Source organism: Nocardia sp. NPDC005746 (assembly GCF_040630785.1).
Lineage (GTDB): Bacteria > Actinomycetota > Actinomycetes > Mycobacteriales > Mycobacteriaceae > Nocardia.
Genome location: NZ_JBEXYE010000017.1, coordinates 1 through 25,908 on the forward strand (window position 1 = coordinate 1; position 25,908 = coordinate 25,908).

A 25,908-nucleotide genomic window follows, 5' to 3' on the forward strand; every position below is an offset into this window, starting at 1 on the left:
GCAGCATCGAGCACCGAATTCTCGATGAACCCATCACGCGCGGTCGGGCTTTCAGCATCTTCCACATTGCACATACCCGGACGCGCCAGCTTCGCGAACGCAGCATCGAGCAACGCACGCAGCTCAGGAGTGATCCACCCTTCGATCCGCGTCATCCCGTCCACACCAGGACGGCACAACGTGATCCCGCGACGGCGGCGACGATCCGCGTCCGACACGACCTTCCCGTCCGGGTCCAGGCGCGCGAGGATGTCGCGCCCGATCTTCAACAGATCATCCGGCCACCCACTACGCGAGTAATCCACCAGGATCTGCTCGGCCTCCGCCCGCGCCTCAACAGGAACGTCGAGTGGCAGGTGGTTCATCACGTCCAGAATGTGACGCACATGATCCCGCGAGATCTCCCCAGCAGCGAAGGCTTCGGCGGTCACGGGCAGCACCGGCGGCGCGACATGCCCGGTCTGCTGCACGAACTCCCCACACTGGTGAGTGATCTTCACCCGCACCGACGCGTCATACCGCGACAGCCCCAACGTGTGGCGCAGGAACGGCACCATCTTCCCCGCCCCGCTCCGCGAGTGCAGCGAACGCTCCCCGGCTTCGATGATCAGACACGTATCCAACGCCGCGAGTTGACGCTTGCAGGTTTCAACCTGCCGCATCAACGACACAACATCCTCGTCGGAGAACCCTGCCATCTCCCCACCCTGAATGGACTCGGTCAGGGTCGCCACCGCGGCCGCCAGTTCAGCGATACCGCAGTCGTCGAGTGTCACCCCATTCGAATCCATGCCCCCATTCTACGCCCGCACGATCATGCCGGGAACCCGAAATGTCTGGTATCCCTTATCTTTTCATCCAATATCGAAACCGCATTCAAATCCATACCGGGTGCCCCAACCAAACACAAACTACTCGGAATTCCCCGAATTCTCGCCAATGGAAAAATAACCGCCGGCCCGCCGACAATCGACGCCAAACACGTCAAATGCAGCGTCCGCATCCGCCCCGACTCCAACGCCCCAGCGGATGCCACCCGAAGCGGCGGAAGCGTAGCGACCGTCGGCAACACAAGAAGCCGCCCACGCAAGGCATCCCGAAGAACGGCCGCCGCATCCCGGAGCACCGAGCTCGCCCCGAACGCCTCCTCCGCGGTAACCCTCGATGCGATGTGAAATCGTTGCGCCACTTCCGATTCCAACGAACCCGGATGCGCCGAGATCCACGCGCCGTGGTTCCTCCAGGCTTCGAACGCCTGCACCGTCCGGAACGCCGTGAACCACGATTCGAGGTCGGCATTCAGGTGGTAGTCGACCGCACCGAGCTGCCTGGCCGCCTTCAAGCCGGCTTCCGCGACCTCGGCATCGGCCACAGCGCACAAGTCGGGATCGACGATGAGCTCGTAGGGTCCCGAATTCTGCTCTGGAAGCAAGCATTCCGCGACCGATCGCAGCGTGTCCAGGTCTCGTGTCATCCACCCTACGGTGTCGAAGGACTCCGCCAGCGGGAGCAGTCCCGCAGTGGAGATGCTCCCGTGAGAGGTCCGCATCCCCCACAGCCCCTGATACGCCGCAGGCACTCGAATCGATCCCGCCGTATCGGTCCCCAACCCGATGGTGACCTCCCCACGCGTGACCGCCACCGCGGACCCGCTCGACGATCCACCCGGAATCCGCTGCGTAGCAGCCGGATTGATCGGCATTCCGTACCGCCCATTGCCACCGGTGATGCTGTAGGCGAATTCATCGGTCTGCGCGATCCCGGTGATATCGGCCCCTGCTGCGAGCAGACGAGCCACAACCGCCGCATGGGCGTCCGAGGGTGCTCCCAGAAACTCCTGGACCCCGCCACCGAGTGGATAGCCGGCGACAGCGTAGAGATCCTTCACCGCCACGGTGTGTCCACTGAGCACCCCGTCACCGGTAGCGGCAACCAGCGGCGCGCCCCGCTCCCGCCACACCCGAGGATCGAACTCGGCTGTCCGCTCGGCCGATTCGCGTGCCACTGTCATCAAACCCTCGCCAGCACGCGCCTGGCCAGCTCGGTGGCGGCGTGACCGGCGAAGTCCGCCACCCGCACCTCGCCGTGCACACCCCGCACTTGGTCCACAGCCTGCGAGATGGTGAAATCCGCTGCGGCACTGAGATACAGATACGCCTGCTGCGGATCCGCGTCGAACAGCGACACCACCAGTTCGATGGCGTTCCGGACACACAGTTCCAGCGCCTTGTTCAGATCCTCGCTCAAACCCGTCGGGATCAACAGCCCGTGGGAAGCCGCGAACGGCCCGATCCCCCGCCCCAGCCCGGCCGCGACTTGAGCCGCCGGAATCACGTCGACCGTCAAGGTAGCCCGTAGCGGCGCTTCCAACGCGGTGAGCGCCACTTCCCCGTTCCCTTGGGCGAAGTGCGGATCCCCGATATAGAACAGCGCCTCGGCGACCTGCACCGGCAGAAACAATGTCGCCCCCGCAGTCAGCCTCCGGATGTCGATATTGCCGCCGTGCGCCCCGGGCGGCACCGAGGACACCCGCGTATCCGTATCGGTCGCGACACCGATGATGCCCAGGAACGGGTGCAGCGGAAACCGGGCCTGCCCCGGCCGATCCGGATGCAGCGGCATCGTCCCGTACCAGGCCCCGCCCCGCTCTTCGACGGCGCAGAACTGCCCGTAATTGCCGTCGAACCCGGACTTGTTCGCCAGCACACCACGTGCGTGCCGAGTGGATACGACGCCGTACGGCGCACGCATGGCCAGCGCGTCGATCCGGATCGCGAGCAGGTCCCCCGGTTTCGCCCCTGCGACCGCGATCGGCCCGGTGATGATGTGCGGCCCCGCCAGCGAGTCACGGCGGCGGGTTCCGGCCACCTCGATCGCGTCGACGAGCACCTGGTCCCGCTCGACCCCGTGCCGTCCGAAGTAGGCCAGCGGATCAGACCCCTGATCCTCCAGAATCCCTTCGTGACTCACGGTGTCGACCACGATGGTCCCGCCCGCCTCGACGGTCGCCACCGGCTTGTCGCCGACTCGCGGCAGCCGCCCCCAGAGCACCGCCGTGGGGTCGACCGGCAGATACCCGGCGTCCTCGATCCCCTCGCCCGGTTGCAGTACCGGAAACGCCGGGGCGAACCCCCGCACAATCGACGTCACGCGCCCTACCTTCCCTACCCGGCCAGCATTGGTCCGACCATCCGATATGCCGACCATAAGTCGGCCCGACCGGCGGTGCGGGGCCACGAAACCTAACGTAACTGCCGTTTTACCTACCCGAAATGGTCTGCCAGGGAAGGGATTTAGACTCGGGGCGTGACGGCATCGATTCCGCCGCTCCGCCGGCGCGCACGCAGCGTCAGCGCGGAGGTCGCGGCGCACCTGGAGGGTTTGATCGCCAGCGGGGAACTGCGGGCCGGGGATCGGCTGCCGCCGGAACGCGAGCTGGCGGCCGGGTTGAGCGTGTCACGATCCTCGTTGCGGCAGGCCATGTTCGAGCTGGAATCCAAGCAGCTCATCGAACGCCGTCAGGGCCGGGGCAGCACCGTCATCGAGAACCCGCGGCGGGCGGGCGATCTCGCGGGCGGGCTCGCGGACCTCGATATCGAGCTCGGCCACGCCACCGAACTCCGGGACCTGGTGGAGCCGCGGATCGCGGAGCTGGCCGCCCTCCGCGCGGTCGAATCCAACCTGCTGTCCCTCGACGACGTCCTGGCCCGCTCCAGCGACTCACTCTCCCCCGCCGAATCCCTGCGCCTCGACATCGAATTCCACACCCTCCTCGCCCGCGCGGCGCAGAACCCGCTGCTGGTGACCCTGTGCACCATGACCACCGACTGGACCCGCCGCACCCGCGCCCTGTCTCACCGCACCCGGCACGCCCGCGCCCTGTCCATAGATGGCCATCACCGCATCTACACCGCCGTCGCGGCCCACGACGGCCCGGGCGCGGCGGCGGCGATGGAACAGCACCTACGTGAGGTTCGCGAGGTCAGCCGCCCGCGCCGGTGAGTACCGCCTCGCTCCGGAAGGTGCGGCGATAGGCCAGCGGTGCGACGCCGATCGCCTCGTGCAGATGCTGCCGCAGCGAGGCGCCGGTCGCGAACCCGACCTCACCGGCGATCCGATCCACGGAAAGCTCTGTGGATTCGAGTAGTTCGCGCGCCCGGAACACGCGCTGCTGGATCAGCCACCGGCCGGGACTCATTCCGACCTCGTCGCGGAAACGGCGCGCGAAGGTGCGGCCGCTCATGCGCGCGCGATCGGCGAGGTCGGCCATGGTGAGTGGCCGGTGCAGGTTTTCCAGTGCCCACTGCCGGGCCTCGGCCGTGCCCGCGGCCGCCGGCGGCGGGACCGGCTGTTCGATGAATTGCGCCTGCCCGCCCTCGCGCCACGGCGGGACGACGCAACGCCGCGCGACGGCGTTCGCGACCTCGCTGCCGTGGTCGCCGCGAATCAGGTGCAGGCACAGGTCGACTCCGGCGGACGCGCCCGCGGAGGTCAGGAGGTCGCCGTCATCGACGTAGAGCACGTTGGGGTCGACGCGGATGCCAGGGAAGGCGCGCTGGAAGCGGTCGGCGATATTCCAGTGGGTGGTGGCGGGCCGGTCGTCGAGCAGTCCGGCCGCTGCGAGCACGACAGCGCCGGTGCAGATGGACACGAGTCGCGCACCGGGACGGATCGACGCCAGCGCCGCCGAAACCTCGTGCGGCAGTCCCTGTTCCAGGATCGGAGTCACATCGCACGGCGGAATCACCACGGTGTCCGCGGTTTCCAGCACGCGCGCGTCGTGCGCCACCGCGATATCGAAGTCCGAGCTGCTCCGCACGGGTCGCCCGTCGAGCGAGCAGGTGATCACCCGGTACCGCCCGTCAGCGGTCCCGAACACCCGGTTCGGAATGCCGAGCTCGAACGGATACACCCCGTCGAGCGCCAGCACCACCACGGTATGCGGCCGAGCAACCTCCGAATCCATGGCACGATCCTATCGAATAATGGCGATCATGCCATTTCCCCGACCTGGGTCCGGGCGGCAAACTGAGAGCCATGAGCGACAAGGACTACACCCTCCCCACCACCATGACGGCCATCGGACAGGACGTGCTCGGCGGTCCCGAGGTCCTGCACGAGGTGAAAGTGCCGGTGCCCCAGCCCGGTCCGAGCGAACTGCTGGTCCGGGTTCGCGCCACCGCGTTGAACCCGACCGACTGGGCGCACCGCGCCCGCGCGGGCCTGTTCCTGCCCGCACCCCCGTACATCCTGGGCTGGGATGTCTCGGGCGAGGTGGTCGCGACCGGTGTCGGAGTCACCCTGTTCGAACCCGGTGACGAGGTATTCGGCATGCTGCCGTATCCGCACGGGCACGGCGCGGCGGCCGAATTCGTCACCGCCCCGGCTCGCTCCTTCGCCCGCAAGCCCACCAACCTCGGACACCCGGAGGCCGCCGCGATCCCGCTGGCCGCGCTGACCGCCTATCAAGCCCTGGTCGACACCGCGAACGTCGAAGCCGGGCAGCGGGTCCTGATCCACGCCGCCGCCGGGGGCGTGGGCCACTTCGCCGTACAGATCGCCAAGGCCCGCGGCGCGTACGTGATCGGCACGGCCAGCGCCGCCAATCACGAATTCCTCCGGAGTATCGGCGCGGACGAGGTACTCGACTACCGCACCACCGATTTCGCCGAGACGCTGCGCGATATCGACATCGTCATCGACCCCATCGACGCCGACCACGCGCTGCGCTCACTGCGGACGCTGCGCCCCGGTGGCCTCCTGGTCACACTGCGCGCCCTGGGTGCCGACCATGTGAAAGCCGCGGCCGAGAAGCTCGGCGTCCGCGCCGCGGTCATGCTCGTCGAGGCCGATCACACGGGTATGAACGCGCTGCGCGAGCTCGCCGAGACCGGTGCACTGCGGCCCACCCTCGCGGGAGTGTTCCCGCTCGCCGAGGCCGCCGCTGCGCACGCCCTCGGCGAAACCCGCCACACCGTCGGCAAATTGGTTCTCACCGTGGACTGACGGCCTCGCGACACGCACCGGCCGTACCCGAGACGGCCGGTGCCGCACCGCTCTACGGCTCGAACAGGTCCATCTGCGGTTCGTGCCGCCGCACCTCGATGGAACCGAACACCAGGTCCGGCGGCGGGACCAGGCCCAGGTGTTCCCAGGCGGCGGCGGTGGCGATGCGGCCGCGGGGTGTGCGGGCCACCAAACCCGCTCGCACCAGGAAGGGTTCACAGACTTCCTCGACCGTGGCCGCTTCCTCGCCCACGGCGACGGCAAGGGTGGACACACCCACCGGGCCGCCGTTGAAACTGCGGATCAGCGCGCTCAGCACCGCGCGGTCGAGCCGGTCCAGGCCGAGGGAGTCGACGTCGTACACCGACAGTGCGGCGTGGGCGATCTCGGGGGTGACCAGGCCGTCGGCCTTGACCTCCGCGTAGTCGCGCACGCGGCGCAGCAGGCGGTTGGCGATACGCGGCGTGCCACGGGAACGTCCGGCGATCTCGGCGGCCGCGTCGGATTCCAGGCGTACGCCCAGGATTCGGGCCGAGCGTTCGAGGATCTGCTGCAGTTCGAGCGGCTCGTAGAAGTCCATGTGGCCGGTGAAACCGAAACGGTCACGCAGCGGGCCGGTCAGCGCGCCCGAGCGGGTGGTCGCGCCGACCAGGGTGAACGGGGCGATGTCGAGGGGAATCGAGGTGGCGCCGGGGCCTTTGCCGACCACCACGTCGACGCGGAAGTCCTCCATCGCGAGGTACAGCATCTCCTCGGCGGGGCGGGCCATGCGGTGGATCTCGTCGATGAACAGGACGTCGCCCTCGACCAGGTTGCTGAGCATGGCGGCCAGGTCGCCGGCGCGTTCCAGAGCGGGGCCGGAGGTGAGGCGCAGGGCGGTGCCGAGTTCACCGGCGATGATCATCGCCATACTCGTCTTGCCCAGACCCGGTGGCCCCGACAGCAATACGTGATCGGGGGTGCCGCCGCGCAGCTTCGCGCCCCGCAGCACCAGGGCCAGCTGTTCGCGCACCCGCGGCTGGCCGATGAAGTCGTCGAGCGACTGCGGGCGCAGGCTGGCCTCGATCTCGCCGTCGGACTGCAGATAGCTCGCGGTGACGCTGGATTCGTCCGCGTCGAAATCCGCGTCGTCGAAGTCGTCGAAATCCTCTGACATGACCGGTTATCGATTCTTGCCGAGCAGGCCCAGCGCCGTGCGCAGCGCCTGGGAGGTGCCGATACCGGGTTCGTCGGCGAGCACCGCGTCGACGGCGCCCTCGGCCTGCCGGGCCGGGAAGCCGAGGCCGATGAGCGCATCCACCACCTGCTCGCGCACCGGCGTGACCACGGGCGCGGGACCCGATCCGGGCGGACCGGACTGCACCGGAACCAGATTCACCTTGTCGCGCAGCTCCACCACCATGCGCTCGGCGCCACGCTTGCCGACACCGGGCACCCGGGTCAGCGCGGTCACGTTCGATTCCGCGAGCGCCTTGCGCAGCGCCTCGGGCTCCAGTACCGCGAGCACCGCCATGGCCAGCTTCGGGCCGACGCCGGACACGGTCTGCAACAGCCCGAACAACTCTCGCGCCTCGGTGTCGGCGAAGCCGAACAGGGTCATCGAGTCCTCGCGCACGATCATGGTCGTGTAGAGGCGGGAATCCTCGCCGCGGGTCAATCCGGCCAGGGTCGCCGGGGTGGCGTTGAGCCGGTAGCCGACTCCCGCCGCCTCGATCACCACATGGTCGAGCCCGATGTCGAGCACCTCGCCGCGCACCGACGCGATCACCGCGTTACCGCCTTCCGATTCGGAGATTCACCACGCTGGGAACCAGCACCGCGCCGGCCGTCTCCGCTTCGCGGAGGGCGGCCGTTACCGCGTTGCTGGGCAAGCCTTTCCTCGTACAGCCGCCGCTGCTGCTCGGCCATCGCCTCCGCCTTGGCCATGCGATCCAGCATGGGCGCACGCCAGCAATGGCAGATGGCCAGGGCGAGCGCGTCGGCGGCGTCGGCGGGTTTCGGTGCGACGGACAGCCCGAGGATACGGGTCACCATCGCGGTCACTTGCGCCTTGTCCGCCGAACCGTTGCCGGTGACCGCCGCCTTCACCTGCGAGGGGGTGTGGAAGTGCACCGGGATCCCGCGGCGCGCGGCCGCGAGGGCGATCACGCCGCCCGCCTGCGCGGTGGCCATGGCGGTGCGGACATTGTTCTGGGAGAAGACCCGTTCGATGGCGACGACTTCGGGTCGATGATTGTCCATCCAGGCCTCGGCGGCATCGGAGACCCGCAGAAGCCGTTGCGCCAGATCCATTTCCGGCGGGGTGCGCACCACGCCGACCTCCAGCATGGACACCTGTCGGCCGAGAGTTCCGACCACCATGGACAGACCGCACCGGGTGAGCCCGGGGTCGACGCCCATCACCCGCACCGAAACCCCTCTCACCGTGAACGAACAACTGTTCGAGAGTCTAACGGACCCCCGCCGCGACATTGTCCATCGACACGGCCGGTCGGGGGCCGGATCCAGCACTCGCACCGCGCAGACGCGACGCGGGCCGCCTCCCGGAAGGGAAGCGGCCCGCGTCGTGAGAGCCGAAGCCGGTTCGTGAGAGCGGACGCTAGGCGTCGAGCTCGGCCAGCACCTCGTCGCTGATATCGACATTGGTGTAGACGTTCTGGACGTCGTCGCTGTCCTCGAGCGCGTCGACCAGCTTGAACACCTTGCGGGCCAGGTCCACGTCCGCGGGAACGGTCACCGACGGCTGGAAGCCGGACTCGGCGGAGGTGTAATCGATCCCGGCCTTCTGCAGCGCGCTGCGCACCGCGATCATGTCGCCCGGCTCGGAGATCACCTCGAACTCGTCGCCCAGGTCGTTGATCTCCTCGGCGCCGGCATCGAGCACCACATCGAGGATGTCGTCCTCGGACTGCCCGGCCTTGTCCAGCACCACGACACCCTTGCGGGAGAACAGGTACGACACCGAACCGACGTCGGCCATATTGCCGCCATTGCGAGTGACCGCCAGACGCACCTCGCCGGCCGCGCGGTTGCGGTTGTCGGTGAGGCATTCGATCAGCAGGGCGACACCACTGGGGCCGTAGCCCTCGTACATGATGGTCTGCCAGTCCGCGCCGCCCGCCTCTTCACCGCCGCCGCGCTTGCGCGCGCGCTCGATGTTGTCGTTGGGCACCGACGACTTCTTCGCCTTCTGGATGGCGTCGTACAACGTCGGGTTGCCGTCCGGGTCACTACCACCGGTGCGGGCCGCCACCTCGATGTTCTTGATCAACTTGGCGAAGAGCTTGCCGCGCTTCGCGTCGATCCCGGCCTTCTTGTGCTTGGTGGTGGCCCATTTGGAGTGGCCGCTCATTCCCTACTTCCTCGTTTCAGGGGGCTGAATGGTTTCCGACATTCGAGCGTACGTCAGACCCCGGCGCGCGGACGCACCGCGGTGTCGACGAACAGCCTGTGGACCCGCAGATCGCCGGTTACCTCCGGATGGAAGGACGTGGCGATGACATTGCCCTGCCGCACCGCCACGATCCGGCCCGCGGCCGGACCCGACGGCACCCGCGCCAGCACCTCGACGCCGTCACCGGCCCGCTCCACCCACGGCGCGCGGATGAACACCGCCCGCACCGGTCCATCGGTGAGGCCCGCGAAATCCAGATCGGTCTCGAAGGAGTCCACCTGCCGGCCGAAGGCATTGCGGCGCACCGTCATATCGATGCCGTGCAGCGCCTGCATGTCCGGGCGGGTGTCGAGCACCTCCGAGGCCAGCAGGATCATGCCCGCACAGGACCCGTAGGCGGGCAGGCCGTCGCGCAGCCGCTGCCGCAGCGGTTCCAGCAGCTCGAAGACCTCCAGCAGTTTGCTGATGGTGGTGGATTCACCACCGGGGATGACCAGTCCGTCGACGGCGGCGAGCTCGGATTCCCGGCGCACCGGGACCGCTTCCGCACCACAGGCCTCGAGAGCGTGCAGGTGTTCGCGCACATCGCCCTGCAGGGCCAGCACACCAATCGTCGGTTTCACGCCGTCGAGCATACGTTTGCCGGGGTGTGTGGCCCTGCTCACCCAGGGCGTCAGGGTTTCGTCAGGACGCGGTTCCACCGGGGTTTTCGGGTGAACACTCGCGGATGTGACTGATGTGCTTCCGCAAACCTCGCCCGGGCCGCGCGGCGGAGTCGACGCTCCGCCGCCGCGATCCGGGCGCACCCGGCACGGGCTGACCGTCGCCACCGGACTCGCCGGGCTGTCGCTCGACGCGATGGCCTCGGTCGCCTACGGACCCGAGGCGATCGTGCTGGTGCTGGCCGCGGCGGGCGCGGCCGGACTCGGCTTCACAGTGCCGGTGACGCTGGCCATCGTGGTGCTGCTGGCCGTGCTGATCGCGTCCTACCGGCAGGTCATCGCCGCCTTTCCGAACGGCGGCGGCGCGTACGCGGTGGCCAAGGCACGACTGGGGCGGCGGACCAGCCTGGTGGCCGCGGCCTCGCTGATCGTGGACTACGTGCTGAACGTCGCGGTGTCCATCGCCGCGGGTGTGGCCGCACTGACGTCGGCGTTCCCCCAGCTGTTCCCCTACACGGCCTGGATCTGCCTGGCGGTGCTGGCGGGCATCACGGTGCTCAATCTCTACGGCATCCGTGAGAGCGCCCGCGCCTTCATGGCCCCGACCGTGGTGTTCGTGCTGGGCATCCTCACCGTGATCGTCGCCGGGCTGCTGCGCTCGGAACCGGCGACCGTCGCCACTGGCGCGGCCGTCTCCGAGAACGCGCGCACCATCGGAATCCTGTTGCTACTCAAGGCGTTCTCCAGCGGCTGTGCGGCGCTGACCGGTGTCGAGGCCATCGCCAACGCGGTACCCAGCTTCGCCGAGCCCAAGGTCAAGCGCGCGCAGCGGGCCGAGGTGGCGCTCGGTGCGCTGCTCGGCGTCATGCTGATCGGGCTGGCCACCCTGATCGGCAAGTTCGCGATTCACCCGATCGAGGGCACCACCGTCCTGTCGCAGCTGACCGAAGCCGCGCTCGGCCACGGCATCGCCTACTACATCGTGCAGTTCGCGACGGTGATCCTGCTGGCCCTGGCCGCCAACACCTCCTACGGCGGCCTGCCGACACTGACCAAGATCCTCGCCGACGACAACAGCCTGCCGCACCGGTTCGCGGTCAGCTCGCAGCGACAGGTGTACCGCTTCGGTGTGCTCGCACTGGGCATCTCGTCGGCGGTGTTGCTGGTCGCCTCCGGCGGCGATATGAACGCCCTGGTGCCGCTGTTCGCGATCGGCGTGTTCGTGGGCTTCACCATCGCCCAGGCCGGGATGGTCCGGCACTGGCTCGCGGTGGGCGGCCCGGGCCGGCAGTGGCGTGCCGTCCTCAACGGTGTCGGCGCGGCGCTCACCTTCGTGGCGCTGATCGTCACCACCGCAATGAAATTCACCGAGGGCGCGTGGCTGATCGTGGTGGTGCTGCCGCTGCTGGTGGTCGCCATGGAACGGATTCGAACCATCTACGGCCGCATCGACGGCTGCCGGGGCACCGGCTGCGTGCCCGCCGAGCCGAAGGCCACCGAGACCGCGATCGTGGTGCCGGTGTCGGAGGTGTCGGAGCTCAGCCGTGAGGCGCTCTCGGCGGCGATGTCGCTGGGCCGGGATGTGACCGCGGTCCACGTGTGCCTGCCGGGCGAGAACATCACCGTGTTCACCAAGGAATGGGAGACCTGGCATCCGGATGTGCGTCTGGTCCTGCTCGAGGACGGCGATTCGACCGTCGGCGGCCCGGTGGCGCGCTACGTCGCCGACCATTTCGCCGGGCGCCGCAAGGTGGTGGTGATCGCGGAGGTCGAGCCGCCCGCCGGGTGGAATCACGTGCTGCCCAGCCATCGCAGCGACGAGCTGGAACGGGTGCTGCGCAAGATGAACGACACCGTGGTGTGTCACCTGCGGGTGCAGACCGCCTGACCCCGAAACCACGAGCGCGCCGCCGGATTCCACCGGCGGCGCGCTCGATTCGTTTGTCGCTCAGGCGGTTCCGGGCGGGTACGACTGCGCCTGCGGATCCTTCAGGGTGCGGGTCAGCCCCTCCTGCATGACGACCGCCACCAGTTCCCCGGCCTGGTTCCAGATCCGGCCGCCGGTCAGCGCCCGGCCCGCGCCCGCCGACGGCGACTGCTGGTCGTAGAGCAGGTAGTCGTCGGCGCGGAACGGACGCAGAAACCACATGGCGTGGTCGAGCGAGGCGTTCTGGGTGGGCTCGTCGGGGTGGATGACCTTCGAGGAGCCGAGCAGGGTCATATCGCTCATGTAGGCGAGCGTGCACACATGGAACAGCGGGTCGTCGGGCAGCGCGTGCCGGTAGCGGAACCACACCTGCTGCTGGGCGGCCAGGCCGCCACGGCGGTCCACCTCGTCCTGCGGGATGGTGCGGATGTCCCAGTGCTCCCATTCGCGCATGGCCCACAGCCGTTCCGGGCTCATGGACTCCTTGGCGTCGGGCAGGTCCGCGGGCGGCGGGACGTTGGGCATCTGATCCTGATGCTCGGGCCCCTCGTCACCCACATGGAACGAGGCCGACATGGTGAAGATGGCCTCGCCGTTCTGCACCCCGGTCACCCGGCGGGTGCAGAAGGAGCGGCCCTCACGGATGCGTTCCACCATGTAGACGGTGGGCCGTTCCGGGTTACCGGGCCGCAGGAAGTATCCGTGCAGCGAATGCACCTGATAGTGCGGATCCACCGTGCGGACAGCCGCCACCAGCGCCTGTCCGGCCACCTGCCCGCCGAATGTGCGGGGCAGCTGCGTCTTGATGGACGCGCCGCGGAAGATGTCGCGTTCGAGTTGCTCGATTTCGAGCGCCTCTTCGATCGTCGCCATGCACCCGTCCCTTCGCGTTTGTCCCGCTCAGGCTAACAACCGCAAAGATCTATCAAATTCTCCACGATCGTTTCTGATATGATCGTTTCATGTCCTGGAAGCGCCGCCTGCTGATCGCCGCGAGTTGTGTTGCCGCCCTGGTGTTGTCGGCGGGCGGGTGGGTGGTCGTGCAGCACGACTTCGACATTCGCACCGAACGGGTCACCATCACCGGCGGAGCGCAGCCCCTGCAAGGCACCCTGGCGCTACCCGAAAAGGGTGACGGCCCCTTCGGACTCGTGGTTTTCGTCCACGGCGACGGCGTGGCCACCGCCGACCGCGACGAGTTCTACCGGCCGATCTGGGAGAGCTTCGCCGAGGCCGGGTACGCGTCGCTGGCGTGGGACAAGCCCGGGGTGAACGGCGCGCCCGGGAACTGGCTGGACCAGACCATGCACGACCGGGCCGTCGAGACCGAAGCGGCCATCGCCTGGTCACACGGACGCCCCGAGATCGACGCGCAGCGCATCGGCCTGTGGGGCATCAGCCAAGCCGGATGGGTGCTGCCCGAAGTCGCGGCCCGGCACCCGCAGCTGCGATTCATGATCCTCGCCGGACCGGCGATCAACTGGATCCGGCAGGGCGAATACAACCTGCGCGCGGAACTGGATCGGCGCAACGCCTCCGAGGACGAGCTCGCCGACCGGCTGCGGCGACGCGAGAACGATCTGACCCTGCTCCGCGAGGGCGCTGACTATTCCCGATATCGCGCGGCCACCACGGATTCCCCGCCGATGTCCGAGGATCGGTGGCGGTTCGTCGGCAAGAACTACCTCGCCGATATCACCGAAACCCTTCCACGAGTGCGCGTTCCGACACTGTTGGCACTGGGCGAGCGCGATCTCCATGTCGACGTCGCCGAGACCGCGCGCGTGTATCGCGAATCGATGCCCGCGAGCCTGCTGACGGTGCGCACCTATCCCGACGCCTCGCACAACATCGTCAAGTTCGAGCTGGACAAGCCCGACAGCGTCCGGTCCTTCCTGGTCGCCCTGTTCGCGCCCCGATCCCTGTACGCCCCCGGCTATCTCGACGCGCTGCGCGACTTCGCCGCCGATCCTTCGAAGAACTGAACCACCGAGTCACGGGAGTACCGCCATGAAAGTCCTCGCCCTGGGCGCGGCCGGCGCGATGGGAGCCGCCGCCGTCGAGACCGCCGCCACCCTGCTCGGCGTCGAGCACATCGTGATCGCCGATCGCGACGGCGACGCGGCCGCCGCCACCGCCCGGCGGTTCGCGGCGGCGCGGGTGCCGGTCGCCGCGCGCACCGTCGATGTCACCGACGCGGCCACCCTGCGCGACGCGCTGTCGCGAGCGGACCTGGTGCTCAACACCGTCGGCCCCTACTACCGTTTCGGCCGCACCGTACTAAGCGCGGCCATCGACACCGGCACGCACTATCTCGACATCTGCGACGACTGGGAACCGACGCTCGACATGCTCGGGCTCGACGACGCCGCCCGCGAGGCCGGGGTGTGCGCGATCGTGGGCATGGGAGCCAGCCCCGGGATCAGCAACCTGCTGGCCGCGCTGGCGTCGGCCGAACTCGACACCGTCCACGACGCGTATACCGCGTGGCCGGTGGATGTTCCGGGCGCGGGCGAGGACGAGTCGCTGCTCGCCGGCGGGCAGCCGACCGCCGCAGCCGTGCACTGGATGCAGCAGAGCAGCGGCACCATCACGGCGGTGACAGCGGGACGTCTGGTCTCCCAGCGCCCGCTGCGCCCGGTCGAACTCACCCTGCCCGGCGGGCGGCGCGGCACCGCCTACACCGTCGGCCATCCCGAGCCGATCACCCTGCAGCGCAGCCTGAAACCGGTCGGCGACGCCGCCAATCTGATGGTGGTGACGCCCACGACGCTGGCCTACCTGGACATGCTGCGCCGCGACATCGACGCCGGGAAACTCACCAACGAAGCGGCCGCACGGGAACTCGCGCGCCCGTCGCTGGGCCGGATCGCCCGCTCGGTACCCACCGCGCTGCGCACCAGAGGACCGGGCAATCTGCCGCCCTTCTTCGCCACCGTCTCGGGCCGGCGCGCCGGTCGCGAACACCGGGTGCTGGCGCACCTGGACCCGAACGCCGCCGGCGGTCTCGATAAGCTGTTCGCCGATATGGCGCGAGCGACCGGGATCCCGTTGGCACTGGGCATGTCCCAGGTCATCGACGGCTGCGCCCGCCGCCCGGGCGTACACCCGCCGGAGGCCGTCATCGACGCGCCCCGCTTCTTCGCCGACCTGGGACGCGAATTCGGCGGCGCGTCACAGGTGGTCATCGAGCAGGAACGGGTCGGACAGTGAGGTGCACACAGTGGACGACCTGATTCCGGCCACCGAGATCCCCACCCGGTCGCTGGTGGAGAGCATGATCCGCGAGGACGCCACCATCGACGCCGGCGAACTCTACGATGTCGCGGCCGCGCTCGGCATGACCGATCAGCAGGTACGGCTGTGCATCAAGAGGGTTGTCGCCGAAGGGCTGTTCACGCACGAGGGTCGCGGCCGCAAGGCGCTCCTCCGCGCCACCGAGGACACCCGCGCGGTGCTCGCACCCGAGCTCGAGTATCTGCGGCTGATGTACGCGCAGGACCGCGGGCGGGCGAGCTGGGACGGCGTCTGGCATGTGGCGGCCTTCGCGGTGCCCGAGACCGACCGGACGGCCCGCGATGCCATGCGCAACACCATCGTCGAACTCGGCGGCGCGCCGATCCAGGGCGGACTGTACGCCTCGGCGCACCCGTGGGAGGAGCGAATCCGTTCGGCAGCAGGCGAACTCGATATCGCCGGGTCCCTCACCACCTTCTCCACCCGCGACCTCACCGTCGGCGCATGCACCGCGGCGCGTGAGCTGGCAGCCCACCTGTGGCCGCTCGACCGGATCGCGGCCGGCCACGAACGCCTCCTCGGCATCGCCGAACACGTGCGCTCGGCCCTCCCGACCGCGCAGGAGACCGAACGCGTCACCCTCGCCATCGCCTTGGCGGCCGAATTCGACCGCGCCCACAACCCGGACCCGCTGCTACCGCCCGAACTGCTCCCCCAGCCGTGGATCGGCGCATCCGCCCGCGCGGTCGTCGCCGAATGCTGGGCCGCCCTCGACGCCGCCCCCCTACCGCCGATTCGTTTGTTCCGCTGGTATGCGGACGCGGTCACCGAGATCACCGCCCCTTCCAACTCCCATTAGGCCGTCGCCGCACGTCGAGCACCGCATCCGCGCCCGGTCGAGGGCCGCCCGACGGCGCCCGGCGTCGGGAACGGCCGGTCGGCTTCACGGTCCATGCGAGCGAACCGGAGCCCCCAGCGGTTCAGCCGCACGCCCGATCCGACCTCCTACACCCCTGACCCGCGAAATGCGGTTGAGTATCGGGCAGCCCTGGATCCCGCTCCATGACGCATCAGGCCGAGACCGGCTGTCGAACCCGGTATCTGCGCCCGACCATCGCGGCCCGACACCACCTCCGGCGGAAGCCTGTCCGTCACAAAAGACCGCTGCCACGATCGGGTCGTGCCGTTGGCCGCCGCCCCCGACGATGTCCGGTGTGATACCTGCAGCAAGATGGTGTCGTGCCCGAGTTCACCGCCCTCACCCCCGACGCGCTGCTCGAATTGGTCGCCGGGCGGGCCGGGGCGCTGCGGGGGTACGCGGTCGTCGCCGTGGACGGCGCGGACGCGGCTGGGCCGATGACCGTGGCGGACGGCGTCACCGAGCTACTGCGCTCGCGGGGCCGTCCCGCGGAGGTGGTGTCCCTGCACGATTTCGTGCGGCCCGCGTCGGTTCGCCTGGAGTACGACCGGGACAGCGAATTCACCTATCGCACGGCCTGGTTCGACTACGCCGCAGTGAACCGCGAAGTCCTGAAGCCCCTTCGGGACGGCGGGCGCTACCTGCCCGCGCTGTGGAACGAGCAGACCGATCGCTCCGCCCGAGCGCGCATCCGCACCGCCGCCGAGAGCACGGTGCTGTTCGTCGCCGGTCCCATGCTGCTGGGTCGGGGACTGGACTTCGATCTGACCGTCTCCCTGCGCATGTCGGAGGGGGCGCTGCGGCGACGGACCGATCCGGAGCAGGCGTTCACAGTGGACGGCCTGCTGGAATATCAGCGCGAGCACACCGAGCGACCGGACATTCTCGTCGCCTGGGACCACCCCGACCGCCCGGCCGTACAGGCCGGGTAAGCCCGGGCGCCGTCGAAGAGCCTTACGCCGCCCCGGTTTCGAGCAACGTCCTGGCGCGATCCAACCCCGAGACCTCCGCGGTCATGGTCTTCTGGACCGGGCCGCTCATGAACAGCTTCTTCAGACCCGACAACTGCGCCCACAGCGAGAAGGTCACCTCGGTGGCGGCCTCACCCACCGGCACGAATGTGTAGGTGACAGTGGGCCGCAGCGGTCCGGCGATGCCGTGCAGCACCACCGCCCGGTTCGGCAGGTACTCGGTGATCTCGACATCGGCGGGGATACCGCGCCCGCCCAACCCGGAGACCGTCTGGCGATAGATGGTGCCCACGGCCGGCTCGCCCTCGGCGGTGATCTCCTTGACGCCGCTGCGCCACCGCGCGCTGTTGGTGGTATCGGCGAAGAACGCGAAGACATGGTCGATCGGGCGGGCAATGGTCACCGTGCGGGTCGCGGCGGGCATGACGATCCTTTCCCCGGGGTGTGCGGAGCAATGCTGGCGTTCATGACACCAGCATCCGGACCGTCAGGCCACGACCGCCGCGGTGTGTCTCACCACTGCCGATGCCGGGCGTCGAAGGTGTCTGCCGGGTACTTCTCGGCCGTAGGGGCGCTCCCGGCGCGGCGCGCGGGCCAGAACCGGCTGGCGTACTGCCCGCGGATGCGGCTCAGATCCGGCTCGTCGATCTCGGTGATCCCGACCTGGAACAGCAGGATCATGGTCGCCATGCTGACCGCGATGATCAACGGCGTGAGCAGCTGCGCGGGCTGCGCCCCCGACGGCGCGTGCATGTGCGCCGCCACGTGCGCGTGCATCGAGAACATCCCCGTGTAGTGCATGCCGCACACCGCGACCCCCATGATGAGCGCGGCGCTGACCGTGGAGACGATGCCGTTGACGTGCAGCGTGAACCAGAGCGCCGCGATCGCCGCGACCACCGCGATCACGATGGACAGCAACACCACCCACGGGTCGTACGCCACCAGCGCATCGGTCTTCATCGCGTACATCCCCGAGTAGTGCATCGCCCCCACCCCGAGCCCCGTGATGGTCCCGCCGGTGATCAACGCGAACGCCTCCCCGTGCTGGTGCACCACGATGTAGAGCCCCAGCCACACCACCCCCATCGCGATGGCGGCACTGAACAGTGTGATCGGCACGTTGTACCGAATAGTGCTGTCCTGCACAGAGAACCCCAGCATCGCGATGAAATGCATGACCCAGATCCCGGTCCCCCCGAGCGCGATCGCCCCGGTGATGATCCACCCGCCGTGCCCCTGCTGATTCCGCGCCCGCACCATGCACCGCAGTGCCAGCAACGACCCGGTAACGGACATGACATAGGCCAGGACGGGGGTCAGCCAGCCATAGGTGAAATGGTCGATCGCCAGCATGCGGGCTCCTTGCCAGAAACACGATATTTGACTGCTCACCGGTGACTCAGCCGAACACTAGCCACGAAACACCAGGTAGTAAATTTGCCGAACCTCGCTGCCCGAAAAGCGATCACAGTTTGCCGACCGGTATGCACGCAGGTAGCCACCGGTATGGACACCCCCGCGCCCCACCGCGTTCCACGTCTGCCGCACTTGACGCCTAGCACCCATCCCGCAAACCCAATAGGGCCGAAAGTCCCTCGCGCACAATGAAAAACCGCCGGGTGGTCACGAGGACCACCCGGCGGTGTGAATCAGGCTGCGGCCGAATCGATTACCGGCCGCGCTCGGCGGAGATTACCAGCCGCGCTCGGCGAGGCGGTGGGGCTGGGGGATCTCCTCGACATTGATGCCGACCATGGCCTCGCCCAGGCCACGGGAGACCTTGGCCAGAACGTCCGGGTCGTCGTGGAAGGTGGTGGCCTTGACGATGGCGGCGGCGCGCTCGGCCGGGTTGCCGGACTTGAAGATTCCGGAGCCGACGAAGACGCCCTCGGCGCCGAGCTGCATCATCATGGCGGCGTCGGCGGGGGTGGCGATGCCACCGGCGGTGAACATCACGACGGGCAGCTTGCCGGTCTCGGCGACCTCGCACACCAGCTCGTAGGGGGCCTGCAGTTCCTTGGCGGCCACGTACAGCTCATCCTTGGACAGCGAGGTCAGGCGGCGGATCTCGGCGCGGATCGTGCGCATGTGGGTGGTGGCGTTGGAGACGTCGCCGGTGCCGGCCTCACCCTTGGAGCGGATCATGGCCGCGCCCTCGGTGATACGGCGCAACGCCTCGCCCAGGTTGGTGGCGCCACACACGAACGGGACGGTGAAGGCGAACTTGTCGATGTGGTTGGCGTAGTCCGCGGGGGTCAGCACCTCGGACTCATCGATGTAGTCGACGCCGAGCGACTGCAGGATCTGCGCCTCGACGAAGTGGCCGATCCGAGCCTTGGCCATGACCGGGATGGAGACGGCGTTGATGATGCCGTCGATCATGTCCGGATCCGACATGCGGGACACGCCACCCTGAGCACGGATATCGGCCGGGACCCGCTCGAGCGCCATGACGGCGACCGCGCCGGCGTCCTCGGCGATCTTGGCCTGCTCCGGCGTGACGACATCCATGATCACACCGCCCTTCAGCATCTCGGCCATGCCGCGCTTGACGCGGGCGGTACCGATGGTGGGCGTGGTGTCGGGCGTGGTCACGGCAAACTCCTGGGTCATGTGGGCCAATCGGATCGTTTGAATTCGAACACCGGCTCGGAATCGAACACCACGATTCTAGGCTGCGGGTTCAGGCCACTTCATAGCCAGTCCGACACGACTGGACTGCCTACCTGCATCGGAATGACGGGCGTCACAATTGCGGGGCTACCGCGTCGCTAATACTCGTTTGCCCGAACCCGCCCCGCCCGCCAGGATCGAGGGCGATGACAAGTGAATTGCACGAGGTCCGCCGCCTGCTCGCCGCGGACGATGTGAGCGGCGCGGCGCGCACGCTGCGCCCGATCGCCGACGCCCTCCCGGTCCATGAAATGGCATCGATCACAGCCGAATTGGCGGACCGAGCCGAGCTGGACAAGCTCGCGCTGGCCGCGTGGGCCGCCGCGAGCGCGCCGGACAATCCGGATGCCTGGACCATCTTCGGCTACGAGTGCATCGAATACGGTGTGCCGTTCGCCGCGATCCCGGCCCTGCGGGAGGCCCTGCGCACCGGCACCACCAAGCCCAATCTGGCCCTCTCCGAACTGGTCTACGCGTTCGAGGACGAGCACCGCCACGCCGAAGCGGTGGAAGCGCTGCTCGCCCACGAATCGATCCTGCGCCCCTATCCCGAGCGGTATCTGCTGACCTACGACTCGATCCTGGCGGGCGATCTGGACCGCGCCCGCGCCGAATTCGCGCGGCTGCCCGCACCCGAGGACGAGGACTGGTTGCCCGCCCGCGACCGCGTGCACCGGATGCTGCTCCGCGCCGACCGGGTCGCCCCGGTCAGCGAGCTGGACGGCACCGACCTGCGCGGCTGGCACTACACGCTCACCGGCGGCTACCTGGCCACCCTGTCGCCCTATGGTTTCGACGCCGGGATGACCGGCCGCTGGGCGTACCTCGGTGACCGCCTCGAACTGTGCCGGCACACCCTCGACCGGCTCGCCGTGATCCTGCGCTCGGCCGCGCTCACGCCGTCCTCGGTGTCGCTGCTGCCGAGCCGGTCCGACCGGATCATCGGTTTGGCGGCGGCGGAACTGCTCGGCCTGCCCGTGGTCGAGTACGCGCCGGACCGGACGGACACCCTCGTCGTGGCCTACTCCCTCGGCGACGTGGACCGCGACCTGAGCCGTGCCCTCACCGTCCGCGCTTCCGGGCAGATCCTGTTCGAGCACGCCACCTACTGGGTCCGGCCACCGGCGGTGGCCGCCGACATCAGCGGCCTGCTGTGCCAGATGGCCGTCGAACCGTGGGGCCCGCACACCCGCCTCGGCGACAACGGCCCCGAGACCGCGCCCGCCGATTCCCGCCCGGAGTCCGAGATCGCACGGGAGATCGTGCGCGCCGACGGCACCCCGGACTCGGGCGACGACCGGACGCCGCCCGACCCCGACCACGTGCTGGCCGACTTCGTCGCCGCCACCCGGGACACCTGGCTGCAGGGCTCCCGGACCCCGGTGAAGTCTCCGGGCCCGGTGCGCAGTTCGTTCTTCGGTTGAGCGCTCGGCCCGACCGGTGAGCCTCAGCCCAGCTGATAGAAGTAGCGGCTGGTGGGGACGAGGTCCAGGTTCAGGTGCGCCCCGAACCGGACCACGCTCTCCATCATGGCCGTGACCCGGCGCTGCAGTTCGGCGTCGTCGCCGCCGCTGCCGTAGAAGGCGTGCGCGCTGGTCATGGCGGCCATCGGGAACAGTTCCTCGACAAGCGCGTCGACCTGCTTGCCCTCGGTGACGGCCTGCGCGACGGTGTTCTGCACGTAGCCGAAGGTGTCCTGGGTCTCGATGGCCACCGGGGTGTGCAGGACGTGCCAGTTGTGCAGCCACTCCTCGCGGGTGAGGTTCTCGGGGATGCGCAGGATGGCGATATTGGCCAGCGCGTCGGTGCGCTCGCCGTCGGCGACCTCGGGCGGTTCGATCGGGCGGCGCTCGTGCACGACCCACCCGTTGACCTCGTCGGCCACCGCCCGCAGCGCGGCCGTCACGGCCTCGTGGTCACCCTCGGTCCACACGCTGACGATGGCGTCGATCGGCGCGTCATAGGTGGTGTGCCGAACCTGGGCGGCCTCCACGTCGGCGTCCCGGACGTTCACCTGCAAGGCGCTGACCCCCAGCCCGGTCAGCTCTTTGCGCAGCTGCTCGCCCCGCAGCCGCTCCCCCAGATCCGCACCCCACAACGCGTACATCAACTTCATGCCGTAAGTCCTTGCCACAGATCACCATTGATCGGCCCACCGTAACCGCGGATCGGCTCCGGCGGACGGGGTTCGCGCTCGCGGTCCCACCCAGCGGACGCGCCCGGGGTCAGCGGATGGAGCGGACTTCGGGATCGGTGTCGGAGTCCGCGGCGGTGATCGCCTCGGCGAGCAGGTGATCGAGGTGGTACGGGTACACCGTTTCGCCCGAGTGGTCGAGGTGGGCGATGTCGGTGGGGGTGCACCACTTGTTGCCGGTGATGGAGCGGCGTTCGATGAAGTTCAGGTTGGTGGGGACCGGGTCGAAACTCCTGGCACGCAGGGCGAAGAAGAGTTCCTCGGAGCGGATCAGCTCACCGTTGAACGGGAACACCGCGACGCGCCGCCACAGCGGACCGCGCAGCGCCGACGAGTCGGCGGCGTGACCGGTCTCCTCGTAGAGTTCGCGGATCGCGGCCTCACGCAGCGTCTCCCCCGGATCGACGCCGCCACCGATGGTGAACCAGAACGGCACGTCCGGGACCTTCGGGTCGACGCCCTGCAACAGCAGGACCCGATCCTGCTCGTCGATCAGCACCACGCGGGCCGAGGTCCGGACGGTGTCGACCTCGAGGCCGGTCGAGGCGGCCGCGGTGACCCGTTCGGCGATCTCGAAGTACACCGGCAGCGGCGCGGTACCGCCGAGGTGCAGCCACCGGACCAGGCGTCGGGTGCGCAGGGCGAGGGTGTCGCGGACGGCGTCGTTGTGGAAGCGGCGGGCGATGAGCACCCGCGCCTCGGCGTCGGCCAGCTCAGCCACCAACTGCGGCGGCAGCAACGCGATGTCGACCGCGGACAGCGCGGCGGCGAGCTGATTCTCGACCGTCTCACGGTCCCGCCAGTGGGAGCGTTCGGCGCGGTCGGCCAGCGCGGTCAACCGGCGGGCCTGCTCGACCAGCGCCGGATCGTAGAGACCGGCCAGCGTGGTGGCCACCGACCGCGCGACGACCGCGCGACGGGCCAGCGCCGCGTCCAGCGCGTGGCGGGCCTGGTCGGTGCGCACGTGCAGGCGGTCGAGGCGGTTGGCGGTGGTGTACGCCCAGACCGCGGCCGCGATGACGGCCGCCGCGACGAGCGCGAGAACCAGAATGGTCGTCGCGGAGAAAGTGATCATCCGGCGGTCCTGACGCGCACGTCGCCGACGGTGACGGTCTCGTACACCCGCAGGATCTGCTCGGCCACGACCGGCCAATCGTATTCGCCGACAACCTGATTGGCGGTGCGGATGTACTCCTCGCGCCGCTCGTCGTCGGTGAGCATGGCGCTGATCGCCGCCGACAGCCGCGCGGAGTCGCCGACCGGCACCAGCATGCCCGCGGTGCCGTCGCGCAGTACCCGGCGGAAGGCGTCCAGATCGCTGGCCACCACGGCGGTCCCGGCGGCCATGGCCTCCACCAAGACGATGCCGAAGCTCTCGCCACCCAGGTTGGGCGCGACGTACACGTCGGCGCTGCGCATGGCCGAGGCCTTCTCCGCATCGGTGACCTGCCCCAGGAACCGCAGGTGACCCGCGTTCTCCCCGGCCTCACGGCGCAATCGGTCCTCGTCACCGCGCCCGACGATCAGGATCTCCACGTCGGGATGCTCGCGGACCAGCTCGGGCAGTGCGCCCAGCAGGACCTCCATGCCCTTGCGCGGTTCGTCGAACCGGCCCAGGAACAGCACCGACTTGCCGGGCTTCGGATAGCCGTCCAGCAGCGGCGCGTGCGCGAACGCGGGCACGTCGACCCCATTGGGGATCTCGACCGCGTCGCCGCCGAGCGCCTCCACCTGCCAGCGCCGCGCCAGCTCGCTCACCGCGATCCGGCCGCTGATCTTCTCGTGGTACGGCCGCAGCACACCCTGGAAGGTACTCAGCACCAGCGATTTCGTGGTCGAGGTGTGGAAGGTGGCCACGATCGGCCCCTCCGCGATCTTCAACGCGAGCATGGACAGACTGGGCGCGTTGGGTTCGTGGATGTGCAGGACATCGAAGTCGTTGTCGGCGATCCAGCGCCGGATGCGGGTGTAGGCGGTGGGCCCGAAGGACAGTCGCGCGACCGACCCGTTGTAGGGGATCGCGACCGCTTTGCCGGCGGAGACTACGAAGTCGGGCAGCGGCGTGTCGTCGGCGGCGGGCGCGAGCACGCTCACCTTGTGGCCGCGCTCGATGAGCACCTGCGCCAGCTCCACGACATGCGACTGCACCCCGCCCGGAACGTCGAACGAGTACGGGCAGACCATGCCGATCTTCATAGTGCCCCTGTCCCCGGCTCCCGAGAGCCCAGCGCCTGCTGCGCGGCCGCGATGCGATCCAGCCTGGCCTGCGATAAATCACTCTTCCACACCGGCTGCAACATGTGCCAGTCGGCCGGATGGGCGGCGATATTGGCCGCGAACGCATCGGTCAGCGCCTGGGTGGCGGGGGCCATGCCGCCCGCCAGGTCGAGGGACTCGAACACCCGCATGCCCCAGCCTTCACGGCCGTCGGCGTCGACGGTGAACCAGCAGTGCACCGGCAGCAGCGCCGCCCCGGTGTCCTGGGCGAGCTTGGCCGCGCCCGCGGGCAGCCAGCTGTCCTCGCCGAAGAACCTGACCGGCACGCCCTTGCCGGTGATATCGCGCTCCCCCATCAGGCACACGATCTTGTTGTCCCGCAACCGATCCGCCAGCTGCGGGAACGGCGGCTGCTCACCGCCGGTCAGCGGGAACACCTCGAAGCCGAGGCTCTCCCGGTATTCCACGAACCGCTCGAACAGCGACTCCGGCTTCAAACGCTCGGCGACCGTGGAGAACTGGCCGTAGTTCTGGACCAGCCAGACCCCCGCCATATCCCAGTTGCCCGAATGCGGCAGCACCAGCAGCACACCCTTGCCGCGGGCCAGCGCGGCGTCGACGTGCTCGATGCCCTCCACGCGCAGCGACTTGCCCAGCGCCACGTGGTCCATCGACGGCAGCCGGAACGCCTCACGCCAGTAGCGGGCATACGAGCGCATGCTGTCGCGGATCAGGCTGTCCGGCACCAGGTCCGGCGTGGTGCCCAGCACTCGCGCCAGGTTCTTGCGCAGCTGGTTCGGATTGCCCCGGCGCGCGGCCTTGTTCGCCTTGCGGGCGGCGAGATCCGCGCCCCGGTCGAACAGGCGGCGCGCGGTGCGCTCGGGCAAGGCGCGGACCAGCCGCCATCCGGCCGCGTACGCCTTGTCGGTCATCGCGGACGTGAAATCGGTTGTCACCGCTGCGGTTCCTCCGGGGCCTGCGCCGCGGGGGCGATGATGTCGCGGGCGCCGGGCGAATTGCGAACCGCCAGCACACGCTGGAAGACGGTGATGATGCTGAGCACGGCGAGGATGTACATGGCGACATACACCGCGTACGACAGCCACTCGATGCCGAAATAGCCGCCGATACCGGTCAATCCGGCGCCGACCAGCACGATGACCAGCCGGTCGGGCCGCTCGATCAGACCGCCGTCCGCCGAAAGCCCGCTGGCCTCCGCGCGCGCCTTGGCGTAGGAGATGACCTGCGAGGTCACCAGCACCACCAGCGTCGCCACGAACAGGTGCTTCGAGTGCTCGGTGTACACCGCCCACCAGGCCAGCGCCGCGAAGATGGCGCCGTCGGCCACGCGGTCACACGTGGCGTCCAGCACCGCACCGTATTTCGTGCCGCCGCCGCGCGCGCGGGCCATGGCGCCGTCCAGCATGTCGAACATGACGAACAGCCAGATCACCATGGTTCCCCAGAACAGGTGATCGGCCGGGAACAGCGTCACCGCCGCGGCGATCGAGGCGGTGGTGCCGATGAGCGTCATGGCATCGGGGGTCAGCCCCGTGCTCACCAGCGCTTTGCCCAGAGGCGCGGTCGCTTTGGCGAACGTCTCGCGACCGAAGAAGCTCAGCACGCGACGAACTCCCGGCCACTACCGCTCACGCGGCGCCCTCGGGGCATGAGCGAGGGCCCTCCATGGTCACGCTTCGCTACC

Annotated in this window: 26 protein-coding genes; 8 read left to right on the plus strand and 18 right to left on the minus strand. The window is 69.0% G+C overall.

Annotated elements, in window-relative coordinates; genetic code table 11:
• The 3 genes from ABZ412_RS26955 to ABZ412_RS26965 form a co-directional block, all read right to left on the minus strand.
• A partial coding sequence (locus ABZ412_RS26955; RefSeq protein WP_357285249.1) for a DUF222 domain-containing protein occupies nt 1-791 on the minus strand: 791 nt, incomplete at its 3' end.
• A 23-nt stretch (nt 792-814) separates the two neighbouring features.
• Nucleotides 815-2,005, minus strand: coding sequence for an amidase family protein (locus ABZ412_RS26960; RefSeq protein WP_357285252.1), 1,191 nt, complete (start codon nt 2,003-2,005; stop codon nt 815-817).
• A 5-nt stretch (nt 2,006-2,010) separates the two neighbouring features.
• A complete protein-coding gene (locus ABZ412_RS26965; RefSeq protein WP_357285255.1) occupies nt 2,011-3,150 on the minus strand; it encodes an acetamidase/formamidase family protein in 1,140 nt (379 codons plus the stop codon).
• A 156-nt stretch (nt 3,151-3,306) separates the two neighbouring features.
• On the opposite strand from ABZ412_RS26965, the gene ABZ412_RS26970 reads away from it, so the two are divergent.
• Nucleotides 3,307-4,002 (plus strand): FCD domain-containing protein, encoded by a 696-nt coding sequence (locus ABZ412_RS26970; RefSeq protein WP_357285258.1) that lies wholly within the window; start codon nt 3,307-3,309, stop codon nt 4,000-4,002.
• Here the strand turns inward: ABZ412_RS26970 and ABZ412_RS26975 are convergent.
• Nucleotides 3,983-4,966: a helix-turn-helix domain-containing protein gene (locus ABZ412_RS26975; RefSeq protein WP_357285260.1), complete on the minus strand. Its 984-nt coding sequence runs from the start codon at nt 4,964-4,966 to the stop codon at nt 3,983-3,985. The two genes, ABZ412_RS26970 and ABZ412_RS26975, sit on opposite strands and share 20 nt — an antisense overlap.
• Before the next feature lie 71 nt (nt 4,967-5,037).
• Here ABZ412_RS26975 and ABZ412_RS26980 point away from each other — a divergent pair, with 71 nt between their 5' ends.
• On the plus strand, nt 5,038-6,006 hold the full coding sequence (locus ABZ412_RS26980) for an NADP-dependent oxidoreductase (RefSeq protein WP_357285263.1): 969 nt from the start codon (nt 5,038-5,040) through the stop codon (nt 6,004-6,006).
• Nucleotides 6,007-6,058: 52 nt separating this feature from the next.
• Here the strand turns inward: ABZ412_RS26980 and ruvB are convergent, their stop codons facing one another.
• The 5 genes from ruvB to pdxT all read right to left on the minus strand — a co-directional run bounded on the left by ruvB (nt 6,059) and on the right by pdxT (nt 10,035).
• The gene (ruvB, locus tag ABZ412_RS26985) at nt 6,059-7,162 is read right to left on the minus strand and encodes a Holliday junction branch migration DNA helicase RuvB (protein ID WP_357285266.1); all 1,104 of its coding nucleotides are present in this window, start codon (nt 7,160-7,162) and stop codon (nt 6,059-6,061) included.
• 6 nt (nt 7,163-7,168) lie between these two features.
• Nucleotides 7,169-7,774 (minus strand): Holliday junction branch migration protein RuvA, encoded by a 606-nt coding sequence (ruvA, locus tag ABZ412_RS26990; RefSeq protein ID WP_357285268.1) that lies wholly within the window; start codon nt 7,772-7,774, stop codon nt 7,169-7,171.
• On the minus strand, nt 7,771-8,415 hold the full coding sequence (ruvC, locus tag ABZ412_RS26995) for a crossover junction endodeoxyribonuclease RuvC (protein ID WP_357285271.1): 645 nt from the start codon (nt 8,413-8,415) through the stop codon (nt 7,771-7,773). Before ruvC ends, ruvA begins: the two co-directional genes overlap by 4 nt.
• Nucleotides 8,416-8,605: 190 nt before the next feature.
• Nucleotides 8,606-9,358: a YebC/PmpR family DNA-binding transcriptional regulator gene (locus ABZ412_RS27000; RefSeq protein WP_357285273.1), complete on the minus strand. Its 753-nt coding sequence runs from the start codon at nt 9,356-9,358 to the stop codon at nt 8,606-8,608.
• 53 nt (nt 9,359-9,411) lie between these two features.
• Entirely contained in the window at nt 9,412-10,035 is a 624-nt protein-coding gene (gene pdxT / locus ABZ412_RS27005) for a pyridoxal 5'-phosphate synthase glutaminase subunit PdxT (RefSeq protein ID WP_357285655.1), read from the minus strand.
• A gap of 223 nt (nt 10,036-10,258) precedes the next feature.
• On the opposite strand from pdxT, the gene ABZ412_RS27010 reads away from it, so the two are divergent.
• A complete protein-coding gene (locus tag ABZ412_RS27010; RefSeq protein ID WP_357285658.1) occupies nt 10,259-11,950 on the plus strand; it encodes an APC family permease in 1,692 nt (563 codons plus the stop codon).
• 60 nt (nt 11,951-12,010) lie between these two features.
• On the opposite strand, the gene ABZ412_RS27015 is transcribed toward ABZ412_RS27010, so the two are convergent.
• On the minus strand, nt 12,011-12,862 hold the full coding sequence (locus tag ABZ412_RS27015) for an acyl-CoA thioesterase II (RefSeq protein ID WP_357285276.1): 852 nt from the start codon (nt 12,860-12,862) through the stop codon (nt 12,011-12,013).
• 107 nt (nt 12,863-12,969) lie between these two features.
• Between ABZ412_RS27015 and ABZ412_RS27020 the strand changes: the two genes are divergently transcribed.
• The 4 genes from ABZ412_RS27020 (at nt 12,970) to ABZ412_RS27035 (ending at nt 17,077) form a co-directional block, all read left to right on the plus strand.
• Nucleotides 12,970-13,974 (plus strand): alpha/beta fold hydrolase, encoded by a 1,005-nt coding sequence (locus ABZ412_RS27020; protein ID WP_357285661.1) that lies wholly within the window; start codon nt 12,970-12,972, stop codon nt 13,972-13,974.
• A 25-nt stretch (nt 13,975-13,999) separates the two neighbouring features.
• Complete coding sequence (locus ABZ412_RS27025) at nt 14,000-15,202, plus strand: saccharopine dehydrogenase NADP-binding domain-containing protein (protein ID WP_357285279.1); 1,203 nt, start codon at nt 14,000-14,002, stop codon at nt 15,200-15,202.
• A 64-nt stretch (nt 15,203-15,266) separates the two neighbouring features.
• The gene (locus ABZ412_RS27030) at nt 15,267-16,085 is read left to right on the plus strand and encodes a PaaX family transcriptional regulator C-terminal domain-containing protein (protein ID WP_357285664.1); all 819 of its coding nucleotides are present in this window, start codon (nt 15,267-15,269) and stop codon (nt 16,083-16,085) included.
• Between the two features lie 380 nt (nt 16,086-16,465).
• On the plus strand, nt 16,466-17,077 hold the full coding sequence (locus ABZ412_RS27035; RefSeq protein ID WP_357285281.1) for a hypothetical protein: 612 nt from the start codon (nt 16,466-16,468) through the stop codon (nt 17,075-17,077).
• A 22-nt stretch (nt 17,078-17,099) separates the two neighbouring features.
• On the opposite strand, the gene ABZ412_RS27040 is transcribed toward ABZ412_RS27035, so the two are convergent.
• The 3 genes from ABZ412_RS27040 to pdxS all read right to left on the minus strand — a co-directional run bounded on the left by ABZ412_RS27040 (nt 17,100) and on the right by pdxS (nt 19,714).
• Nucleotides 17,100-17,540 (minus strand): SRPBCC family protein, encoded by a 441-nt coding sequence (locus ABZ412_RS27040; protein WP_357285283.1) that lies wholly within the window; start codon nt 17,538-17,540, stop codon nt 17,100-17,102.
• 89 nt (nt 17,541-17,629) lie between these two features.
• Nucleotides 17,630-18,472 (minus strand): MHYT domain-containing protein, encoded by an 843-nt coding sequence (locus tag ABZ412_RS27045; RefSeq protein WP_357285285.1) that lies wholly within the window; start codon nt 18,470-18,472, stop codon nt 17,630-17,632.
• Between the two features lie 339 nt (nt 18,473-18,811).
• Nucleotides 18,812-19,714, minus strand: coding sequence for a pyridoxal 5'-phosphate synthase lyase subunit PdxS (gene pdxS, locus ABZ412_RS27050; protein WP_033089600.1), 903 nt, complete (start codon nt 19,712-19,714; stop codon nt 18,812-18,814).
• Nucleotides 19,715-19,938: 224 nt separating this feature from the next.
• On the opposite strand from pdxS, the gene ABZ412_RS27055 reads away from it, so the two are divergent.
• Nucleotides 19,939-21,216: a hypothetical protein gene (locus ABZ412_RS27055; protein WP_357285287.1), complete on the plus strand. Its 1,278-nt coding sequence runs from the start codon at nt 19,939-19,941 to the stop codon at nt 21,214-21,216.
• A gap of 23 nt (nt 21,217-21,239) precedes the next feature.
• Here ABZ412_RS27055 and ABZ412_RS27060 read toward each other — a convergent pair whose 3' ends face one another.
• The 5 genes from ABZ412_RS27060 to pgsA all read right to left on the minus strand — a co-directional run bounded on the left by ABZ412_RS27060 (nt 21,240) and on the right by pgsA (nt 25,827).
• Nucleotides 21,240-21,908, minus strand: a complete 669-nt coding sequence (locus tag ABZ412_RS27060) for a hypothetical protein (protein WP_357285289.1) — start codon at nt 21,906-21,908, stop codon at nt 21,240-21,242.
• Nucleotides 21,909-22,017: 109 nt separating this feature from the next.
• Nucleotides 22,018-23,058 (minus strand): NUDIX hydrolase, encoded by a 1,041-nt coding sequence (locus ABZ412_RS27065; RefSeq protein WP_357285667.1) that lies wholly within the window; start codon nt 23,056-23,058, stop codon nt 22,018-22,020.
• A complete protein-coding gene (locus ABZ412_RS27070; RefSeq protein ID WP_357285291.1) occupies nt 23,058-24,182 on the minus strand; it encodes a glycosyltransferase family 4 protein in 1,125 nt (374 codons plus the stop codon). The genes ABZ412_RS27065 and ABZ412_RS27070 overlap by 1 nt, the downstream gene beginning before the upstream one ends.
• Nucleotides 24,179-25,135 (minus strand): phosphatidylinositol mannoside acyltransferase, encoded by a 957-nt coding sequence (locus ABZ412_RS27075; RefSeq protein ID WP_357285670.1) that lies wholly within the window; start codon nt 25,133-25,135, stop codon nt 24,179-24,181. The genes ABZ412_RS27070 and ABZ412_RS27075 overlap by 4 nt, the downstream gene beginning before the upstream one ends.
• Before the next feature lie 20 nt (nt 25,136-25,155).
• The gene (gene pgsA / locus ABZ412_RS27080) at nt 25,156-25,827 is read right to left on the minus strand and encodes a phosphatidylinositol phosphate synthase (RefSeq protein WP_357285293.1); all 672 of its coding nucleotides are present in this window, start codon (nt 25,825-25,827) and stop codon (nt 25,156-25,158) included.
• Between the last annotated feature and the right edge of the window lie 81 nt (nt 25,828-25,908).

What these genes read in the sequence shown, in the direction of transcription:
- ABZ412_RS27010 (WP_357285658.1), top strand. Translation starts at nt 10,259, where the DNA reads ATGGCCTCGGTCGCCTACGGACCCGAGGCGATCGTGCTGGTGCTGGCC.
- ABZ412_RS27030 (WP_357285664.1), top strand. Translation starts at nt 15,267, where the DNA reads ATGATCCGCGAGGACGCCACCATCGACGCCGGCGAACTCTACGATGTC.
- ABZ412_RS26975 (WP_357285260.1), bottom strand. Translation starts at nt 4,966, where the DNA reads ATGGATTCGGAGGTTGCTCGGCCGCATACCGTGGTGGTGCTGGCGCTC.
- pdxT (WP_357285655.1), bottom strand. Translation starts at nt 10,035, where the DNA reads ATGCTCGACGGCGTGAAACCGACGATTGGTGTGCTGGCCCTGCAGGGC.
- ABZ412_RS27055 (WP_357285287.1), top strand. Translation starts at nt 19,939, where the DNA reads ATGACAAGTGAATTGCACGAGGTCCGCCGCCTGCTCGCCGCGGACGAT.
- ABZ412_RS27045 (WP_357285285.1), bottom strand. Translation starts at nt 18,472, where the DNA reads ATGCTGGCGATCGACCATTTCACCTATGGCTGGCTGACCCCCGTCCTG.
- ABZ412_RS27075 (WP_357285670.1), bottom strand. Translation starts at nt 25,135, where the DNA reads ATGACCGACAAGGCGTACGCGGCCGGATGGCGGCTGGTCCGCGCCTTG.
- ABZ412_RS27040 (WP_357285283.1), bottom strand. Translation starts at nt 17,540, where the DNA reads ATGCCCGCCGCGACCCGCACGGTGACCATTGCCCGCCCGATCGACCAT.
- ABZ412_RS27015 (WP_357285276.1), bottom strand. Translation starts at nt 12,862, where the DNA reads ATGGCGACGATCGAAGAGGCGCTCGAAATCGAGCAACTCGAACGCGAC.
- ABZ412_RS27025 (WP_357285279.1), top strand. Translation starts at nt 14,000, where the DNA reads ATGAAAGTCCTCGCCCTGGGCGCGGCCGGCGCGATGGGAGCCGCCGCC.
- ruvB (WP_357285266.1), bottom strand. Translation starts at nt 7,162, where the DNA reads ATGTCAGAGGATTTCGACGACTTCGACGACGCGGATTTCGACGCGGAC.
- ABZ412_RS27070 (WP_357285291.1), bottom strand. Translation starts at nt 24,182, where the DNA reads ATGAAGATCGGCATGGTCTGCCCGTACTCGTTCGACGTTCCGGGCGGG.
- ABZ412_RS26980 (WP_357285263.1), top strand. Translation starts at nt 5,038, where the DNA reads ATGAGCGACAAGGACTACACCCTCCCCACCACCATGACGGCCATCGGA.
- ABZ412_RS27060 (WP_357285289.1), bottom strand. Translation starts at nt 21,908, where the DNA reads ATGAAGTTGATGTACGCGTTGTGGGGTGCGGATCTGGGGGAGCGGCTG.
- ABZ412_RS27000 (WP_357285273.1), bottom strand. Translation starts at nt 9,358, where the DNA reads ATGAGCGGCCACTCCAAATGGGCCACCACCAAGCACAAGAAGGCCGGG.